The organism is Bacillus inaquosorum KCTC 13429 (genome assembly GCF_000332645.1).
GTDB classification, from domain to species: domain Bacteria; phylum Bacillota; class Bacilli; order Bacillales; family Bacillaceae; genus Bacillus; species Bacillus inaquosorum.
Genome location: NZ_AMXN01000003.1, coordinates 421,132 through 440,964 on the forward strand (window position 1 = coordinate 421,132; position 19,833 = coordinate 440,964).

Annotated in this window: 19 protein-coding genes and 1 riboswitch; all 19 genes read right to left on the bottom strand. The window is 43.7% G+C overall.

Annotated elements, in window-relative coordinates; all coding sequences use genetic code 11:
• Positions 1-54: 54 nt before the first annotated feature.
• Complete coding sequence (locus BSI_RS11195) at positions 55-828, bottom strand: YlmH family RNA-binding protein (RefSeq protein WP_003238665.1); 774 nt, start codon at positions 826-828, stop codon at positions 55-57.
• Positions 829-888: 60 nt separating this feature from the next.
• Entirely contained in the window at positions 889-1,161 is a 273-nt protein-coding gene (locus BSI_RS11190; RefSeq protein ID WP_003221463.1) for a YggT family protein, read from the bottom strand.
• 6 nt (positions 1,162-1,167) lie between these two features.
• On the bottom strand, positions 1,168-1,623 hold the full coding sequence (gene sepF / locus BSI_RS11185; RefSeq protein ID WP_003238667.1) for a cell division protein SepF: 456 nt from the start codon (positions 1,621-1,623) through the stop codon (positions 1,168-1,170).
• Positions 1,620-2,312, bottom strand: a complete 693-nt coding sequence (locus tag BSI_RS11180) for a YggS family pyridoxal phosphate-dependent enzyme (RefSeq protein ID WP_003238669.1) — start codon at positions 2,310-2,312, stop codon at positions 1,620-1,622. The genes sepF and BSI_RS11180 overlap by 4 nt, the downstream gene beginning before the upstream one ends.
• 6 nt (positions 2,313-2,318) lie before the next feature.
• The gene (pgeF, locus tag BSI_RS11175) at positions 2,319-3,155 is read right to left on the bottom strand and encodes a peptidoglycan editing factor PgeF (RefSeq protein ID WP_032732058.1); all 837 of its coding nucleotides are present in this window, start codon (positions 3,153-3,155) and stop codon (positions 2,319-2,321) included.
• Positions 3,156-3,317: 162 nt separating this feature from the next.
• Positions 3,318-3,563, bottom strand: coding sequence for a YlmC/YmxH family sporulation protein (locus tag BSI_RS11170; protein ID WP_003232153.1), 246 nt, complete (start codon positions 3,561-3,563; stop codon positions 3,318-3,320).
• 82 nt (positions 3,564-3,645) lie between these two features.
• The gene (locus BSI_RS11165; protein WP_003238675.1) at positions 3,646-4,926 is read right to left on the bottom strand and encodes an acetylornithine deacetylase; all 1,281 of its coding nucleotides are present in this window, start codon (positions 4,924-4,926) and stop codon (positions 3,646-3,648) included.
• 86 nt (positions 4,927-5,012) lie between these two features.
• A riboswitch (TPP riboswitch) is annotated at positions 5,013-5,114 on the bottom strand.
• A gap of 12 nt (positions 5,115-5,126) precedes the next feature.
• Positions 5,127-5,921: an ABC transporter ATP-binding protein gene (locus tag BSI_RS11160; RefSeq protein WP_003238677.1), complete on the bottom strand. Its 795-nt coding sequence runs from the start codon at positions 5,919-5,921 to the stop codon at positions 5,127-5,129.
• Between the two features lie 152 nt (positions 5,922-6,073).
• Complete coding sequence (gene sigG / locus BSI_RS11155) at positions 6,074-6,856, bottom strand: RNA polymerase sporulation sigma factor SigG (RefSeq protein WP_009967190.1); 783 nt, start codon at positions 6,854-6,856, stop codon at positions 6,074-6,076.
• A 139-nt stretch (positions 6,857-6,995) separates the two neighbouring features.
• A complete protein-coding gene (gene sigE / locus BSI_RS11150; protein WP_003221446.1) occupies positions 6,996-7,715 on the bottom strand; it encodes an RNA polymerase sporulation sigma factor SigE in 720 nt (239 codons plus the stop codon).
• A gap of 62 nt (positions 7,716-7,777) precedes the next feature.
• Complete coding sequence (gene spoIIGA / locus BSI_RS11145; protein WP_032732082.1) at positions 7,778-8,707, bottom strand: sigma-E processing peptidase SpoIIGA; 930 nt, start codon at positions 8,705-8,707, stop codon at positions 7,778-7,780.
• Positions 8,708-8,898: 191 nt separating this feature from the next.
• Positions 8,899-13,200 (bottom strand): S8 family peptidase, encoded by a 4,302-nt coding sequence (locus tag BSI_RS11140; protein WP_003238679.1) that lies wholly within the window; start codon positions 13,198-13,200, stop codon positions 8,899-8,901.
• Positions 13,201-13,502: 302 nt separating this feature from the next.
• Positions 13,503-14,651, bottom strand: a complete 1,149-nt coding sequence (gene ftsZ / locus BSI_RS11135) for a cell division protein FtsZ (RefSeq protein ID WP_003238681.1) — start codon at positions 14,649-14,651, stop codon at positions 13,503-13,505.
• 35 nt (positions 14,652-14,686) lie between these two features.
• Positions 14,687-16,009, bottom strand: coding sequence for a cell division protein FtsA (gene ftsA, locus BSI_RS11130; RefSeq protein ID WP_003238682.1), 1,323 nt, complete (start codon positions 16,007-16,009; stop codon positions 14,687-14,689).
• Between the two features lie 176 nt (positions 16,010-16,185).
• On the bottom strand, positions 16,186-16,551 hold the full coding sequence (locus BSI_RS11125; RefSeq protein WP_003238683.1) for a small basic family protein: 366 nt from the start codon (positions 16,549-16,551) through the stop codon (positions 16,186-16,188).
• 17 nt (positions 16,552-16,568) lie between these two features.
• Positions 16,569-17,276 carry a DUF881 domain-containing protein gene (locus tag BSI_RS11120; RefSeq protein WP_032732059.1) on the bottom strand — a complete coding sequence of 236 codons (708 nt, stop codon included), beginning with the start codon at positions 17,274-17,276 and terminating at the stop codon, positions 16,569-16,571.
• A 22-nt stretch (positions 17,277-17,298) separates the two neighbouring features.
• Positions 17,299-17,994: a DUF881 domain-containing protein gene (locus tag BSI_RS11115; RefSeq protein ID WP_003238685.1), complete on the bottom strand. Its 696-nt coding sequence runs from the start codon at positions 17,992-17,994 to the stop codon at positions 17,299-17,301.
• Positions 17,991-18,782 carry a cell division protein DivIB gene (gene divIB, locus BSI_RS11110; RefSeq protein ID WP_003238686.1) on the bottom strand — a complete coding sequence of 264 codons (792 nt, stop codon included), beginning with the start codon at positions 18,780-18,782 and terminating at the stop codon, positions 17,991-17,993. The genes BSI_RS11115 and divIB overlap by 4 nt, the downstream gene beginning before the upstream one ends.
• Before the next feature lie 129 nt (positions 18,783-18,911).
• The gene (gene murB, locus BSI_RS11105; RefSeq protein WP_003238687.1) at positions 18,912-19,823 is read right to left on the bottom strand and encodes a UDP-N-acetylmuramate dehydrogenase; all 912 of its coding nucleotides are present in this window, start codon (positions 19,821-19,823) and stop codon (positions 18,912-18,914) included.
• Positions 19,824-19,833: the final 10 nt, after the last annotated feature.

The following is a 19,833-nucleotide window of genomic DNA, read 5'->3' on the forward strand; positions in this document are numbered from 1 at the left end:
GTTCACATTATAAAACAAATTTCGCACAGATGGAGAAAAAAACTGAAAAACCGACTATTTTTGTCGTTCAAACGTAACTCTCCATTTGTCTTTTTTGGTTTTTCCTTCGATTTTTGTTAAGCTGCATCGTCCAAAACCTCTGATAGAGAGCATGTCCCCTTCTGCTACCATATATGAAGGATCTTCAACTACCTTCCAGTTCACTTTCACGAGTCCGTTTTTCACGAGCGTCTGTGATTTCTGGCGGGATTGCCTGCTCATAGAGGCGCAGACGGCGTCAAGCCTTAAAGAAGAAACCGTGTCATCTCTTATTTCGACATCTATTGCCGGAATGTTAAGGTCTGACAAGTCAATTTTCTCTAGGCTGACCGCAGCTTTGCCTGCTTGGGTCAGCTGTGCAGCCACAAAATCAGCGGTATCGGCTGAGACAATCAATTGCACTGATGTCTCAGAAAACACGATGTCACCAAACTTTTGCCGCCTTAAGCCTATACCCATTAATGCACCTAGGAGAGAACGGTGGTCTACTGTGACAAACTTTTCAGCATAACGGACGTTAAACGCCTGCAGTTCAAAATCCGATTCTTCCGGAATGATGTACTCTGGATAGAGGATCGCCCGTTTTCGCTCCGCTCTGCCATAGCCGCCGGAAAAAGCAAGCCCAACATCTGCCTGTCCGGTAACAGCAGAGAGGATGACCTGCTCTCGGGGGTCTAAAAAGTCAGTCAGCTTCATCCGGTACTGCTCCTGGACAATACTTTTCCATTCAAGCGCCTGATCAATAAAGGCCCGCTCGTCTTTTCTGAAGTGCTGATAGATATCGCTCATCGTCTTTCCCTTCTATGTAAAGAGGCTTGGCTGCTGCCAAGCCCCTATCAAACTGTCACTTTAAAACGCAATCATGCGATAAAGCCCCCACAAGCCGGTTGTCGCAAACCGAAGCACAAGTATAGCTACGATCGGTGAAATATCCAGCATTGCGATCGGAGGGATGATTTTTCTGAATGGTTCGAGATATGGTTCACAAATCGAAGCTAAAAAACGCCCGACTGCCGTTTCCCTCGTACTCGGCACCCATGACATAAAAATATATATGATCAGGGCAAATGAGTATATTGTAATTAATAAGCTTAAAACCGAAAAAACTTGATAAAGGATCATCTCGCTTTACCACCTCTGATGTTCGTCTTCAGATATGAGCTCAGAAATTGTGCCTGATACATCTACGTTGTCAGGCGTGCAGAGGAAAATATCCGAGCCGATTCTTTGAATATCGCCGCCGATGGCATAAACGGTTCCGCTTAAAAAGTCAACAATCCGCTTAGCCTGGTCATGCTGTATCCGCTGAAGATTGACGACGACTGCCCGCCGGTTTTTCAAATGGTCGGCTATTTCCTGGGCCTCCGCATAAACGCGCGGCTCACTCAACACCACTTTAGAGGATTTCTGAACACTTTGCAAGCTTACTACATTCTGTTTGCCCGCAGGTTTGTTTGCGGCATAAGCCGGCTTTTCTTTTTGCTCATCCTCTTCTTGAGACTCCCGCTCTGTCTCAATATATTCATATTCGTATTCTTCCTCATCCATCGAGAAAAAGTTTTTCAGTTTATTTTTCATACTCATTGCTGTACACCCCCTGTTTCATTTCCGACTAACGATGAGCCGATTCTAATATAAGTAGCCCCTTCTTCAATTGCAATTTCAAAATCATTTGACATGCCCATCGACAGTTCAGTACACGGAGCGTTTGGCTGTTTCAGCTCCTGAACCTGGTCACGGAGTTCTCTTAGCGCCCGGAAACAGCTTCTGATCTGATCTTGATCATCAGTCAGCGGAGCCATTGTCATCAGTCCGGCCACAACGATGTGTTCGAAACCGGAAAGCTCCTGTATGAAGGGAATGACTTCTTCTTTTTTCATGCCGTGTTTAGAAGGCTCAAGAGAGGTATTGACCTGCACAAAGCATTGGACAGTACCTTCAGCCCGTTTTTCAATTTCTTTCGCTAATGAGAGCCGGTCTAAGGAATGGATATAGGAAACCGCATTGACGACAGCTTTTGCTTTTCTTGATTGAAGACTGCCGATAAAATGCCATTCAGGATTCCCTTTCATCATTTCCTGTTTGCGGAGCAGTTCCGCGTCCCGATTCTCTCCGAGGCAGGTGATGCCCGCATCCACTGCCTCCTGTGCTCTTTCAGGCGATACATATTTTGTGACAGCAATAACCGTAACTTCATCGGAGCTGCGGCCCGATCTGTTACATGCTTCGTTTATTCGTTCGTTTATATGTCGTAAATTATCAACAACACGCAAGATCTTTTATGCCTCCTTCATTCCGATAAAGGACATCATCCGTCCAGTTTTCCCCTGATCGCGGCGGTGAGAATAGAAAAGCGACTGCTCACTTTCCGTGCATAAACCGCTGACAGAAATCTGTTCATTTGCCAAACCGCTGTCGATCAGTATGAGGCGGTTCAGCTCTTTCAGATCAAGCTGATATTGTCCCTTTCCCGTCTGATTTACGGCACGTTCTGCTGAAACCGGCAATGCGCGGACAGCATCCATGACACGATCGTCTACCGTATAGCATGCTCCGCTGATAGACGGTCCGATAACAGCATAAATATCTGAGAGCTTTGAACCTTCCTGCTCGGTCCATTGCTTCACCATTTCTCTGCCAATCTGTTTGACAGTGCCTTTCCACCCGGCATGGGCGACCCCGACAAGCGATTTAACCGGATCATAAAAGAAAAGAGGCACACAATCAGCAAAGCATAATGCCAAAACCACATTCTTTTCATTTGTGTAGAGCCCGTCCGTTGCTTTTAAAGCCGTGTGATACTCACGGGCGCCTTTTCCCCTATCCCTCTGCGTCACTTTCTGAACGCGATTATCATGTGTCTGATCAGCAAATACCCAAGACTGCAAATCAATATTAAACATATCGGCAATATATTCACGATTTTTAACTACATCTGCATCTTTGTCATGAACGTGCAATCCTGTATTTAACGATTCAAAAGGCTTTTGGCTGACACCGCCGTTTTTCGTAGTAAATCCGGCAATGACTTCTCTGTTGTTTTGATTCGTTTGTGCCCAGTCTTGTATCATGAGTGTCGAGGGTGTGGTAAGACTGAATGGGTGATATGTATTCATGATGATCCAACCTTTCGACAAACATTTAAAAAAGCGGAATTTCCCACTTATTTTACCACATCTTTCTGCATTCGTTGAGCGCCGATTTGCATATTTCTAAATGAAATGTGCCGGAAGAATCGAGACTTCCGGCATTTTCCAATCCGCGGCAGACAAAGCAGGTTATGCATGCGGTTCACTTAATCGGACCAAGATCACGTCTTCCCCGATTTTTACTATATTTCGCCATGGAATGACCAATTCCTCTTCTTTTCCAAAAAAACCGAGAACCTTCCCATTTCCTCCCAGTATGATCGCTTGAATTTTTCCAGTGGTCACATTGATATCTATATCACCAATGCTCCCCAGCTTTTTTCCGTTTGAGACATTGACGACATCCTTCACCTGAAATTCAGAAATGCTGATCATCCCATCACGTCCTTTTCCCGTCCTTTTTTCCAGTATATGAACGGGCGGGCTGAACCTTGTCAGCAAGAAGAAATTTTCATGATCACTGTTCTTTTTTACGGCTGCACCAGCTGATGATAAAATCGAGCATGATTTTTGTATAATCTACCAGCTGCTCAATCGATACCTCCTCGTTTACGGAGTGTGCATTATGCAGATCGCCAGGACCGTATATCACGCATGGAATGCCGGCATTATACAGCCATCCCCCGTCTGTAACGGATTGAGAAACGTCCATAACAGGGCGCTCCCGTTTCACTTTCTCATGAGACACAGTAAGCGCTGAGACGCCTGGGTGGCCAGGATCAACTTCCAGTGCCGGAAAAATTTCTCCTCTGTCTTCAATCATAGATGAGCCTCCCCACTTAAAAACAGGGCGGTTTTCCCTAAGCCAAACATCACTGTCACTCAGCCGATTGATGTAATCTTCTATTTCCGCTGCCACTTGGTCATGGGTTTCATTCGGGTAAAAATGGACTGTGATCCACAGCCGGCACTCGTCCGCTATAAAAGCCGCATGTCTGCCGCCTTCAATGACAGCCGGGTTAATCGTATTTGTGCCTGGTTTAAAGCCGGGATAACTTTTCATAATGGACCAGTGGCGCTCAAGTTCACCGAGCCCCGCAATGATTTTTGCCATTTTTTCAATTGCGCTTGCCCCGAATGTTCCTCCGCCTGCATGAATCATATTCCGCCTCGTCCCATCATGAAACGTTTGACTGCTTTTGATTTCGATCCAGCCTGTAATGACACCGCCTTGGCCTTGAATATGCATATCGCTCGTATCTGCGACAACTGCAAAATCAGCGCGATAGCCCCTCTTACAGCACTCAAGCGTACCGGCTTCTCCAACTTCCTCCCCGATAACCGATTGCAGAATCAAATCACCGGGAAGTTCAATGCCGGCTTCACGAATCAATTTGACCGCAAACAGCATACACGCCATTCCGCCTTTCATATCAGAAGCACCCCGTCCGATTAAGAAACCGTTTTTTGCAATTGGATGAAACGGAGCATGCTCCCAATCCTCATCCTCTTTTACCTCTGCCACATCTACATGACCATTGATGATCAAGCTATGATAGTCTGCTGCATCTGTTCCCTTTAGCAGGCCTACAACATTGGGATCTCCCGGGTACACGTCCCATTTGTCGATCGAGAATCCCATTTCATTTAAAAACCGAGCAATCCATGACTGAATGCCGTCTGTATTTCTTGCAGGCGGAGCAGGTGTTTGATAAGAAATCAGCGTTTTTGCCAGCTGAATAAGCTCCTCCTTTTGATCCTCCACCTTTTTTAACAGTGAGTCTATTTGTTGATTCAATGTGATCCGCTCCTATTCTTAAAAATCAAAAAGCCGTTTCAAATGTTATGAAACGGCTTAGTAAAAACAAACAGAGTCCTATGTACTCCGCTATTTCACCGCTTCCCTCCGCTGGCATGATCCAGATCAGGTCAAAAGGGTTGAGACAATGTCTCTCTCAGCTTCGCAAAGCACCCCTAGGATGAATCTATATGTGTTTGTCAGGCATTCGTTATCGGCTCGGCTCTTGTTAAAAACGGCCGATCCTGATTCCATAATACATGGATTGGCGTATCAAAAAAAGCGGAAAGTATGTGATCAGTGAGCATTTCCTTTATTTCTCCTGATCTAAAGACCTCTCCCTGTTTTAACAAAAGGGCTTTGTCAAAGACCGGTAAAATTTCTTCCGCATGATGTGTCACATAAAGGATCGATGGCGCTTTTTCTTTGTTTGCAATATATGTAATCGTGTCTAACAGCTTTTCCCGGGCAATAAAATCCAGCCCTGTGACCGGTTCGTCCAATATCAGCAGCTCCGGATCGGCCATTAGCGCTCTTGCAATCAAGGCTCTTTGTTTTTCTCCTTGAGAAAGGGTTTCATAGCGTCGGTCGGCATATTCTATTGCACCCAAATCCTCTAACAAACCAATCGCTTTTTCCCTGATTTCCGCACTTGGCGTTTCATATAATCCTATCGAAGCGTAAGCTCCGCTCAACGCAATCTCAAAGGCTGAATCTGCCGGATACAATTTTTGCTGAAGACCCGCTGAGACGAGGCCAATTTTCCGTCTGAGCTTCTCCCCAAGCTCGTTTTTACCAAATTCATGGCCAAGCACCTGCATCTCGCCTGATGTTGGAAAGTAATATGAGCAAAGCATATTTAACAGCGCTGTCTTTCCGGCACCATTTAATCCGTAAAGGACCCAATTTTCCTTTTCCTCCACCTTCCAATGGATATCCCTCAGTATCCATTTTCCATTTCGTTTTAGTGAGACATTGTCAAGCTGCAAAATCATCGTGGTCCTCCTCTAAACTTCCGTTATAATTGTTTTAATTTTCATAAAACTTTGCACGGACTAGGATACCTTATTTTTTCCAAAACGTAAACAACCCGCAATTAATAGAAAAGCCTTTAAAACAAAAATTGTTTTAAAGGCTTTTCATGTCATTATTGATGAATATTCTTATTCATTTGTTTGATAGCTGCTTTTTCAAGCCTGGACACCTGCGCTTGGGAAATCCCGATTTCCTCGGCTACTTCCATTTGTGTTTTCCCTTGGAAGAAGCGCTTTCTCAAAATCATTTTTTCCCTATCATTCAGCCTTCTCATGCCCTCTTTTAAAGCCAGCTCTTCAATCCATTGTGAATCTGTATTGCGCTCATCACTGATTTGGTCCATCACATAGATCGGGTCTCCGCCGTCGTTATAGATCGGTTCAAATAGAGAAACCGGATCCTGGATGGCATCAAGCGCAAATACAATTTCTTCATGCGGTACTTCAAGAACTTTTGCGATGTCTTCTGCAGTCGGCTCCTTGCTTGTCTCACTGATTAACCGCTCTCTTACCTGAAGCGCCTTGTAAGCGATGTCCCGAAGCGATCTTGAAACACGGATCGGGTTATTATCGCGTAAATACCTGCGGATCTCTCCGATAATCATAGGTACAGCGTATGTTGAAAACTTAACATTGTGGCTTAGGTCAAAATTATCAATGGATTTCATTAGTCCGATGCAGCCGACCTGAAATAAGTCATCAACATACTCCCCTCTGTTATTAAATCTTTGAATGACACTTAAGACAAGACGCAAGTTCCCGTTTACAAGCTTTTCTCTGGCTGAATCATCGCCTTCATCCTGCAGCTGCCTAAACAGCTTTCTCATCTCTTCATTCTTGAGTACTGGTAATTTGGAGGTATCCACCCCGCAGATTTCGACTTTATTCCTAGACACTTTTTTCCCTCCCTACAGGAGCTGCTGTACAACGTTAAGTATCTCCTTGGGTGGGAAAAATATGCACTGCACTCAGACCGAAAAACAGTCGAAATCAGGAAATCCCTGTAAAATCAAGGGGTTATAACCATAAAAAAATTTACACCATTTTGTTGAACTCTTTTCTCAATCTTTTTATAATTCTTTTCTCAAGACGCGAAATATAGGACTGAGAAATCCCCATCATATCCGCTACATCCTTTTGGGTCTTTTCTTCTTCGCCGACAAGCCCAAACCGCAGCTCCATGATTTGCTTTTCTCTCTCATTGAGCTGTTCAAGCGCTTTTTTTAAGAGTTTTTTATCTACGTTGGCTTCTATATCTTTTGTGATGATGTCATCGTCAGTGCCGAGTACATCAGAAAGCAAAAGCTCATTGCCGTCCCAATCAATATTAAGCGGCTCATCAAAGGAAACCTCTGAACGAATTTTATTGTTTCTTCTTAAATACATCAGGATTTCATTTTCTATACACCGCGAGGCATAGGTCGCCAGCTTGATTTTCTTTTCTGGATTGAACGTATTCACAGCTTTAATTAATCCGATGGTGCCGATGCTGATTAAATCCTCTATATTAATTCCTGTATTTTCAAATTTCCGTGCGATATAGACGACCAGACGTAGATTGCGTTCAATCAAAATGGCGCGAGCCGCCTGATCACCGTTTGGGAGCTTCATTAACAGAACCTGCTCCTCATCTTTAGATAATGGCGGCGGCAGGGCTTCACTCCCGCCTATGTAATAGACTTCATCACTTTTCAATCCAAGTTTCATCAGCAGCTTATACCAGAGGTGCGTCAGTCGCAATTTCAGTTTTTTCATCTTCCTCTCCCTTCTAAATGTCACGTCGTTTGAGTATGATAAGTAACGGACATTTGCGAACATTATGAAACGTGTTTGATGGCCTTGCCCGAAAGCATTTTCGGATGAATAATCGCGTCAAACTCTCCATCTGCCGATAGCTTTGTTGTGCTGATGCCGATTAAGCATTTATCCGCAGAAACCATTTCTTCTTTTGTCATTATCGTTACGTGATCCGGTTTAATGCATAATAAAAATTGATTTTGCTGACCTACCCCCCTATATGGAATCAGCCTCATTTTATCTAAAAAACGAAATGAATCATCGAGCTGTTCAATCGCTTCCAATGGGTCTGTGTTTCGAATGATCATCGTTTCAGCCGCTCCGAAAATCGGCTCCAGTTTATCAATGTAAATAATCATAACCGGCGTTTTTGTAAGAGGATCGTACAGCTGATTACCGGAATCAATCAACCCTCTGACATGAAGCGTTTGACCGCCCAAATCCGCCTGTACGCTGACTCGTTCCTCATATTGAATGTTTTTTGTTTCAATGTCGTCAATTCTTCTCTTAGAAAAAAACCATAACGCTGGAAAGCCAGCAACAATAAACAACCAGCTGATTGGGTCTCCAAACCCGGTTTGATTGGTGATCATGACACCGTTTCGAACAACAGAATGTGACTGCAGCAAAGAATGAGCTCCGATAATTCCTCCCCCCATTAAAAAAGTGGCAAAATAAAAGGAAAACAAATTTTGAAAGAAATAACGAAATCTTTTAAATCCAAATGTCACCATCACAATCACAACTGAAAAAGCCAGCTTCCCGGCCGGATGTTCAACGATCGGCGAAAAAGGAGTAAACATCAAAAGGACAATACTTGAACCGATGAACGCTCCGCCTATCAGTCTTCTTTTTTTCACATGACGTTTTAAAATAAATGCCGTGAGCAAAAGCAAAAGTGCATCAAAACAAAAGTTTAACAGCCAAATGACATCTAAATAGATTTTCACATCTGACTCCTTTCTTTCTTGCATCACGCTGTTCCCCTTCTTGTTTCATAAGTATAAAGCAAGCTCTGTGGGAAAGTCTGTCAATTAATGTTGAGAGGAAAATACAATTTTTCAGGGATATCTGCTTAATTTGTCGAGGAAATAAATGAGAGTATATAAAAAAGCTGCCTGTGACGGCAGCTTTTTTACACTTAATTTTCAGTATTGATATAAAGTTTTCCATTCGCTGTTTTTCTAGTTTCATTTCCATACTCATCTCGTACAATCACTTCTACTTTTGCTCCGTTTGCTTTAATAGAAGAAGTGGCTGTCCAATAGCCTTCATATCTCCCCGGAGAAATTTCTCTTAGCGGGAGCTCGGTGGCGTTTTGCACATTCGCCCTTGCATTTGTCAGCGGCAGGCGAATGACAAACGTTGCATCCAAATCTTCAGCGCTTGAGAAAGCGATTTTCACAGATTCACCGGCTTTTAAGGTTTTGTCCTCTCCAGGGATCAATCCGGAAATGACAGGCTTGTCAAAGTTAACGTCAATGACTGCCTTTTTCGTCGTTTTGTTGCCCGCTAAGTCAGAGGCAGTCACCTTGACTTCATTGCTTCCGTTCTCCAAGAGAACACGGGCTGAGTATGAACCATCTGTAACCGTTGCTTTTTTGCCATTCACCTTGACTTCTTTCAGATTGTCATCGGATACAGCCCCTTTGACAGTCAGTGCTTCTTTATTTGTTTTCTCGCCATCCTTTGGATTGTCCAGCGTCAATTCAGGCTTGACTTGATCAAGCGTGACTGTAACAGGGGTGGAGGCATCCGTAGTTCCGTTGTCTGTTGATGCAGTGGCCGTCAGCTTATTTTCACCCTTGCTGAGTGAGATGCCTGCCTGGAAGGTGCCATCCGCAGCAGCTTTCGTTTCTCCTGCTTCTTTCTCTCCATTATAAATGTGTACTGTTGTACCAGGAGAGGCTTTTCCTTTTACAGTAACGTTCTCCTTGTTTGTGTACGATTTGTCTGCCGGTGAAGTCATTTCAGGTACAGCAGCTTCATAATCAACTAATGCGCGAATCATATAGTTGCCGTCCGCTTCGTCACCTGGCTGCCATTGTCCATCTATATACTGCCAGTTGCGGCCAGAATTCTGACCGGTTTCATCCATTGCCAGTCCAGGTGAATACGGATCAGGTTTTGACTGGATATACACGAGATAAAAGTCTTTATCAACCATAATCCCTTTTGAACTGAGATCTACCTTGGTCCATTCGCCATTGCGAAGGGCTTCGGCGTTAAATGGCCCGGCAATTTTCTTGCCTGGTGCTCCTTCTTCTCCTGTAGCATCGTATACCTCAACCTTAAACTCGGTGCCGCCAGGATCAGGGAACTCTGTATCCCAGAATCTGAACAGTCCTCCTGTAAGCATGCCTTTGTCCTTGCCGTCAGCCAACGTCATTTTTACCGCCCATCCGTTACCTGCCGCAAAATAGGAATTGGCATTTTCCGCCGTTCCGTCATCATATGCAATCTCACCCGGATAACCGACGAAAGGCTTCAGTACAGTTTCCTTCGTAACATCACCTTTTAAATCAACGGTAAATTCATCGCTGTAATAACCCGGTGCAGCGACTTTAATCGTATAGGCGCCTTCATAGGCCTCAAGCGTATATTCACCTTTGTCGTTTGTTGTAGCAGGTTCAACCGCAGCATCCTCTATAACATAGACGGTGGCGCCTTTTACCGGCTCTCCTGTCGTTTTATTAATGACTGTGCCTTTTAATGTCCCCTTCTTCATTTCCTCTAACGTAAAATTAGCTTGTGTCGTCTGATCTGCCTGCAGAGAAACTTTTTGGGTTTTCGATTGATAACCGTACGCTTCTGCCTTAAGCGTATAATCTCCCGCTTTGTGTGTCAGCGTGTACTGCCCTGTGGATTGATCTGAATATGTTGATTTTCCTGTTTCCACGACACTGACTTGTGCCCTGATCGGCAAAACCTGAGGCTGTATATCTTTACTCTGATTTTTTACCGCTGTGTTTGCAGATGGCTTAGCCTTTTTCGGATTGACTGGCTTTTTCTTTTGCTTTCCTGAAGGCTTTTCGACGCCCAGCTTATTCTTCTTGGCTGTTTTTCCGGCCGATTTGTCAGAAAGCACTACATCATCAATGTACCAGCCCTCTTTTGCTATGCTTTCATCTGATTGAAGGTTAAACATCACTTGAATGTTTTGACCTTTATAAGCGGATAAATCAATTTCTTCATCCGTCCAGCTTGATGTCTTTCCATTATAGACACCAGCCTGCTCCCAATTCTTTTCGCCTTCCGGAAGAACAAAAACGTAGCCGTAATCAAAATCATCCTCTAAATGGTGCCAGCTTTTAAATTGAAGAAACAGGTTTCCTGAATCCGGCACTTCAACGGGAGGCATCACGAGATTCATGTTTGCTGAATTATCATAGTTTCCTGCCAGGTTTGTTCCGTATACTTTTTCTCCCGATGCTGCTGTAGTTGGACCTGAAGACGGAACTCCCCATTCCCAGTTATTATTTGTTCCGCTTGCATTCCAGCCGCCGGGTACAGCCTCAAAGTCCTGCTTGTATCCCACCGTGATGCTTGGCTTCACAGTTACATCGTATGTGTCAGACTCAACGACATGGCCGCCAAAATCCTGAATCATCCACTTATAGCTTAGTGCAGCTCCTTTAATGTTTGGAATCTCTGCCTGATACGTTCCTTTCAGGTGATCACCGCTGATTCGTTTAGCCGTTACTTCTGTCCATTCACCTTTATCCAGCTTATAGGACAGTTTTACAGACGTCACACTCACATTGTCTTCAGCTGTCAAAGTCAGCGGCAGGCTGGCGCCTTCATAGGCTTCTGTTACTTTCTCATGCTGATAGACAGGAGGCTCATGATCATCTCCCTCTACAGAAACTTGTCCTTCTGCTTTTCCTAAACCATCTGTAACAGCTGATACAGCATCAAAAGCGTTCACCAAACCATGACCGTATCCGTTATTCGGAGAATCAGGAAATGTTGAATCCGTCAGTGGTTCAGCCGTACTCGTTAATATATCCTCCATCTCATCGACAGAAAGTGAGGCATCGGCCTGTTTCAGCAGTGCGGCAACAGCAGACACATGCGGTCCTGCCATTGATGTGCCGTTCCATCCGTCCTCATATGTCTGGCCGGGAACGGAAGACCGGATATTTACGCCCGGTGCAGAAATTTCCGGCTTTATTTCATCATATGGAGATGGCCCTTGAAGAGAAAAGTCAGCGAGCTTTTTGTTAATATCAGTCGCGCCAGTTGCAAACGATTCCGGATAGTTTGCCGGGTTTGCGATAGAACCAGGTCCGCCCGGAATAAAGAGATCCGTATTCCCCGCTGAAAACTCAGGGAAAATATCGGCCGCACGCCAGGCATTGACCATATCTCTGTACCATTCATCAAGTCCTGAGCCCCCGCCCCATGAGTTATTGACAACATCAGGAGCCATTTCCGGGTGAGGATTGCCCTCTGCATCCTTTGGAGCTAAAACCCATTCACCCGCCTCCAAAATGTCAGCATCAGTGCCGCCCTCTTCGGAGAACGCTTTTACAGCAATCCATTTTGCGCCAGGCGCTACACCGATTTGATTTGTTCCATCGGGTTCAGATCCCACCATCGTACCTGTCACGTGGGTCCCATGAGCCAGATCATCATAAGGGCTTGCTTCGCCTGCTACGGCATCATACCAGTTCATTTCATTATTAGGCTCATCAGGATTTTCCGGATTATATCCGCGATATTTCTCTTTTAATGCCGGATGGTTCCATTCCACACCAGTATCAATAGACGCGACAACTGTGCCAGTTCCATCGTATCCAAGTTCCCAAGCTTTCGGGGCGTCGATTTGGTCTATATTCCATTCCACACCGTCGGTTGCTTTGACAGCTTTTTGCGCTTTTTTCATATTAAATGGGGAGGATGACTTAAAAAGCTGCCGTTTCTCATTTGGAAGCACCTTTTCCACTTCGGGGAACTGCGCTACTTTTTCCATAACCTCTTTTGAGGCATGAACAGCGATCCCATTCACCACATAATAAGAGTGGATCTGGTCTGCATTTCCTTTATTTTTTTGGCTGTTCAAGTATGTTAAGACGTCTTGCTGTGATTCATTGGCTGTGACTTTTAAGGATGACACAACGGCAGAACGCTTTTGATATTCCGTCTTAGCGGCAGTCAGCTTCTTCGATTTTGCTTTTTTGACAGCTGCTTTTGCCGCTTTTTCTGTGTCAGCTTGATCCTTAAATTTAATCAGAAAGGTCGTTTTTTCTTTCTTTTTAAAGCTTTTCTTTAATGAACTCGAGATCTTGTTCTGAATGGATTCAGCAGATTGAAGCTCCTGTTTAACAGAAGTTGAGGCGCCTTTGCTGCTTGCCCCGGCTGCACCAGGAAACAGCAGTGAACCGATAACAACCGTACTTAAAACAGAGCTAACGAGTCTGTTTTTCGTTTTTTTCCTCATTTTTATCCCCCTTTTTTCAAAATGCTTTGTAAAAAAATGTCGTCCCTCCTTTTAAAAAGTGAATGGTTTGTCAGAACATCGCTGTACGTTAACTGTAGACAATCTGTATTACAGATATTGTCGTTTTATGTCATTCGATTTCCATATATATGAAAATGATAAAATCGTCATGAAATAAGAATAGGTCTAATAGTCTGATTTGTTATTCTGTGAAGGAAGACATAGGGAAAAAGACTTTACAAGAAGAAAAGTTTTGGAGAAAAACAAAAAGGACAAAATCGAAAACGATTTTGTCCTTTACATTAGCCGCGTTTATTACGGTTTCTTAAGAATGTCGGGATGTCAAGCGTATCATCAGCCGGCTGTGACGTGTGACGGCTTACTGTGTTTTGTTGCTGAGGCTCCTCACGTTTTGGTTCACGCTTTGGAACACTTGTGTTATGTGTTTTGATGCTTTGGTTTAAGCTTGGACGCTGGGGTTTCGTGACGTCCTTCTCTTGTTCGATAAAACCAGTTGCAATCACTGTCACCACAATCTCATCTTTTAGATTTTCATTAATAACAGAACCGAAAATCATGTTTACGTCTTGGTCAGACGCAGAAGCGACAATGTCTGCTGCTTCCTGAACTTCATATAAGCTGAGGTTTGTTCCCCCAGTGATGTTCATGAGGACACCTTGCGCACCGTCAATGGCCGCTTCAAGAAGCGGGCTGGAGATTGCTTTTTTCGCAGCCTCTGCCGCGCGGTTTTCTCCAGTCGCAATACCGATACCCATCAAAGCAGATCCTTTGTTTGACATGATTGTTTTCACATCAGCAAAGTCAAGGTTGATAAGACCAGGTGTAGCAATCAAGTCTGAAATACCTTGAACCCCTTGACGGAGTACGTTATCAGCTTCACGGAATGCTTCAAGCATCGGCGTGTTTTTATCAACAATTTCCAGAATTCGGTCGTTCGGGATCACGATCAGTGTATCCACCGCTTCTTTCATTGCTGAGATTCCGCCTGCAGCCTGAAGCTGTCTTTTGCGTCCTTCGAATGTAAACGGTCTTGTAACAACTCCGACTGTTAATGCGCCTAAGTCTTTCGCGATTTGTGCGATAACCGGTGCAGCACCTGTTCCTGTTCCGCCGCCCATACCAGCTGTCACGAATACCATGTCAGCGCCTTTTAACGCTTCTTCAATCTGCTCTTTGCTTTCTTCAGCGGCTTTTTTTCCGACTTCCGGATTCGCACCTGCTCCCAATCCTCTTGTCAGCTTTGCGCCGATTTGCATTTTCACTTCTGCTTTTGACAGGTTAAGAGCTTGAGCGTCCGTATTTACCGCGATGTACTCTACTCCTTGCACTTCATTTTCAATCATTCGGTTGACAGCGTTGTTACCGCCGCCTCCTACTCCGATTACTTTAATTGATGCTAAGCCGTCTATGTTTGTTTCGAACTCCAACATGCTAAATCCTCCTAATCTGCCGAATGACTATCTATCTATTCCCAAAACATGCTTAATAGTTTTTTCATTTTGCTCTGTTTATTATGTTCGGCTTGTGTTTTTTGTTTTCCTTTTGGCCGCTGCTGCACCTCATTCTGGTGATGATGCTGCTCTTGTTCCTCTGATGATGAGACTGCAATTTCCTGTATCGCTTCTTCAGGCATCTTAAAGCCTATTTTTCTGCCTTGGATTCTTGCATTTCGGCAGGCGAATTGGATCAGACCCACTCCCGTCATATATTGAGGATCTCTTACACCGATATAATTCGGGCTTGCCACTCTGACATTGTTTTGCAGCACATCCTGTGCCAATGACATGACACCCGGCATTGCTGCTTGTCCCCCTGTCAGCACGAAGCCTCCCGGCAGATCGGTAATTCCCATACTGCGAAGCTCTTCTGAAACAATTTCAAGAATTTCTTCTACTCTTGCTTCAATGATATTCGCTGCTTCCTGCTGTGTAAATGTTTGTTTTTGATTGGTGCCTATAACGGTTACCTCAAATACTTCATCTTCCGAGGCTTCGTCATAATAGGCATGTCCAAATTGCTTTTTCACGCGTTCTGCTTCTTCTGTTGACGTTCTCAATCCGATGGAGATATCTTTGGTGATATTTTCGCCTCCGAGAGGAATGACACGGGTAGAAGTGAGATGTCCGTTCTGGAACACGGCAATGGTTGTTGACCCTCCTCCTATATCAATGAGAGCCACACCAAGATTTTTCTCGTCCTTTGACAATGCAGCAGAACCGGCTGCCAGCGGCTGAAGACATATATCAGTTATTTCAATACCGGCTCTTTCAACACAGCGAAGCAAGTTATGTAAGATTGTTTTTGAACCGGTGATCAGGGTGCCTTCTACTTCTAAACGCACACCCAGCATTTTTTTCGGGTCGGTGATTTCATCTCTTCCATCTACGATAAACTGTTTAGGAATGACGTCGACAATCAGCTGTTCGTGCGGTACTGAAACAACCTGTGCCGCCTCCATGACACGGCGTACATCTTCAACTTGAATTTCTTTATTCTCACTGGAAACTGCTACAACACCGTTTGTATCTTGAATATTGATATAATTTCCATTAACGCCGACAATAGCTTTTCTAAGCGGAAAACCTACCATTCTTTCAGCTTGGTCAAACGCTTTTCTTATAGAATGAACTGTCTCATCTATATCAACGATTGAGCCTTTTTTCAACCCTTCAGACGGTACATTTCCCACACCGATAATATTAAGGGAATCATCTGTCATTTCTCCGACGATCACTTTTGTATTGGACGTACCGATGTCAAGACTGACGTAAAGTTCATTGTTGTTCATTCTATGGCACCTCCTCACATTTCGATCATTTCTATTCTATTATTTGCGGAACAACAATACAATGAATGTGGCTTTACAAGTGTGTAACAAAAAATATCACAACAGAATATTCCTTATGTGCTTTTCACATTTTATGTTTATTGAAAATATTCGTTATATCCTATGTATATCCTCTTTTATATCACATTTTTTTTATTTTTTTTAGAAAGAGTCCACTTTGTTAGTAGATTTCTTCTAATAACAGCTATATTCTGAAATAATCTGACTCCAAATGCAAATATACCTGCTAAATACAAGTCTACACCAAGATGGACTCCCAGAAAAGCTAAACTTATTGCCAATATAATATTAAAAAAGAAACCGGAAACAAATACCATTTCATCATATGTACCTTGTAAATGCGCCCTGATTCCGCCGATTAATGTATCAAGTGCGGCGAGCACCGCAAGCGATAAATAGTTTGAGTATTCACTCGGTATCGTTAAGTTTGTCATCAGTCCAATCGCTATTCCGAGCACCAGTCCCAGCACGGGCAGCCACATGACAATTCTCCTCCTTTTCAGTCTTTAAGCGGTTTCAGCTGTTGTACGTCCAATGGTCTGTCGTATGCTTTTAATGTCAGCTCGCTTTTAGATTTACCGGCTTTTAATGCTAAATTTTCAGATGCAAAAAGATCCTCAAGGCCGGACCCCTTCACTCTGCTGTACAGCATGTCCGGATCTTCGGCGAGCACTTTTACTGTTAAAGGATAATCGTCAAGGCCGTATCCGTCTATTTTTGTTGTGCCGTTTATATCCCTTATGACTGTATGATTCACAACTCTTCGCTCATTAATCGAGATATGCTCTGCACCGAAGGAGTTGAGTTCATTGATCAGCTTCTTCAGCAAATCCGGAGGCGGATTTTCGATCGGCTCTCCTGTTAAGCTTTCGGAAAAAAGCGGGGAAATGGTCATGACAATTCCGCTACCTGTTATATCGGTCATGCCGGCTGTTTTTTTTAAGGTTTGCAATGTATTATTGAGCGCGGTTTCTTTTGTCATTTCTTTACTCTGCGAATAGCTATTCAGCAGTTTATCATATTTGTTTATTTCAGCCAGCAGCTTTTCCTGCTTCTTCTGCTCTGATGTCAGCTCTTCTCTTATATCCCACATATCTCTTGTATCTCGGACTTTAGGATGCTTTAACGAGTTAAACTGAACAGATATCATGAGGCCGAAGATGACCATAAGCACACTGATGCTTATGAAGGAACGCTTTATTTTCAATCTGTTTCACCCGCTTTTTCAGTCATTCCTTCGTTTTCAGAATCGGTTTCATTTGTACGTTTTTCTCTTTTTCTGCGGTAACAGAAATATGATCCATTGACAGCTGATCGATCAGGCCTCCTGCTATATTTAACGAAGGCAGCAGAACATCAGGATCTCCAATAGCGGATATCGTAAACGGAGCCGGATGCTGCACCCCGTCTACCGTTACAACAGGACCGTTGCACTTGATATAGGAATCATGTGTCAAACGCTGGCCATTAACGGCGACGGCCGCCGCCCCCGAAATATACAGTTCGTTTACCACTTGAAAGATATGGCTTTCGTGAACGATGTAACTGTTCACATTCTCTCCTTCCGGTATGTACGACGCATCTTCCAAGGTCACCTCAACGCCCTCTCCCTGCACACCGACTTCCCCAATATACATTCGGTACTTTTCTGTATCTTCGAGGACGTTATAGTATTCCGTCTTTTCTTTCTTCAGCTTATTTTCTGCCTGACGGACTTTATTTTGCTTTTGATACAATTCTTTTTCAAGATTCTTATTTTCTTTCTCCTGTTTCAGGAGTTCATCTCTCAGCGCATATTCTTTTTTCCATTCTTCCGTCTCAGCCGCGCTTTTGTTGTTTTCTTTTGTCATTTGAAAAGAAAATGAGATCAAAAAGCCTGCGATAAGCATAATCAAAGAAAGAAGGACTGCTGATTTGCCCCTCAATTTTCATCTTCCTTTTTAGCAGCTTTATTGTTTTTTCCAAACTCTTCAAAATAGGTGGCAACTTCTAAATGAATAATGCCTTTCTTATTGCTGCTAAGCTGTGAAATGATAGAAGGATACGTTTTCATTCGGTCTGCAAAGGTTTTAATAGACGCAGTGACAACATAACCGTCGTTCATATACAATTTAATACGGTTTTCATCCATTTTTACAGGCGTGTAATAAATTTCTGAAATTGACTGTTTTAAAGAATTTGACAAAGCATCGAGCTGCTTGGCCATTTGAGACCGCTTTTTCGCGTTTGTCCAATTGACCAAAATCGGTCCGGCATCCTCCGGCGTTACTTCGTTTGGCAGAACTGATCCGTTTTCAAGCACTTCATAGTACACATTGTCTTTTTCTAAATAAGCAATCGCTTTATACTCTTCGATCGCAATGTTGATTTTATTAGGAAGCGATTTGCTGATCTCCGCTTCTTTTACTAATTTATTTTGCTGAATCTTCTTTTCTGTTTTTGTCTTGTCCAAACTCCAAAACTCAGTATCACCGCTGTTAATATCGGAAAGCTCGATAATTTCCTTTTTAGATACATTTTCATTCCCTGTAACAGAGATGGTTGATACTTTACTGATTGGCGTCTGCAGGTACACGATGATCAGCACCATAATAAAAAAGAGCATAATAAATGAAATGAGACGGCGATTTGCCTTCTGTTTCCTCTGCTCTTTAATTTTAGGAATCCGTTCTTCAATGTTTACGATTTTTTCTCGGTCATGACCCGGGTTCATTGCCTGTTCACCTCATTCAAATGAAACAGCTGTTAAAAGTCTGTCTATTCCAAAACAAACGGCATACTACGATGCCGTTTGTCGTTTGCTTACAGTATATCATATGAACAGCTTCAGTCAGAACTTGAATCAGCGATTTTCGCCGATGATTTCAACCTCTGTGTGCATATCAATCTCGTATTTTTCACGGATTGTCTTTTTCACATGGTCAATGAGATCAAGCACATCTTTTGCTGATGCTCCGCCCGCATTGACGATGAAGTTTCCGTGCATCTCCGATATCTTTGCACCGCCGATTTGATATCCTTTCAAGCCTGCTTTTTCTACAAGGTTTCCGGCATGATTCGGAAGCGGATTTCTGAATATGCTTCCCGCACAAGGGCTTGAATACGGCTGTGTATTTTTTCTGTAATCTTTATTGCTTTGCATTTGCTGAACGATTGATTCCTTATCCTTCTGCTCCAACTGCAGAACAGCTTCAAGGCAAACGCCCGGGCGTTTCTTTTGCAATACAGATGTTCTGTAGCTGAAATCCATCTGCTCATTTGTCAGCCACTCAATCGTGCCGTCTTCAAATAAAATATGTGCTTTGACGAGGATTTCGCTCATATCAGAACCGTGGGCGCCGGCATTCATATAAACCGCTCCGCCGACTGATCCTGGAATACCAGCAGCAAATTCCAGCCCGGACAGGCCTTTTTTGCTCAATGATGTTGCAAGACGGACCACGGAATAGCCGCCTCCGACTGTTACTTGTTCCCCGTCAAGCTCCAAATGGTCAAGGCCTGCGCCCAGCTTAATCACTACGCCTCTGATTCCCTCATCTAAAACAAGAAGGTTGGATCCGCGACCGATGACTGTCCACTTCACATCATATTTTTTAATAACGTCCATAATATCTTTGACGGCATCTACACTGCTTGGAATGACCAATACATCCGCAGGTCCGCCGATTTTCATCGTTGTATGATTCGCGAGCGGTTCATTTGCAAGAACCTTGCCGACTTCGCGTTCTTTTAATTCCTGTATCACTTTCTCCATCGTAAACCTC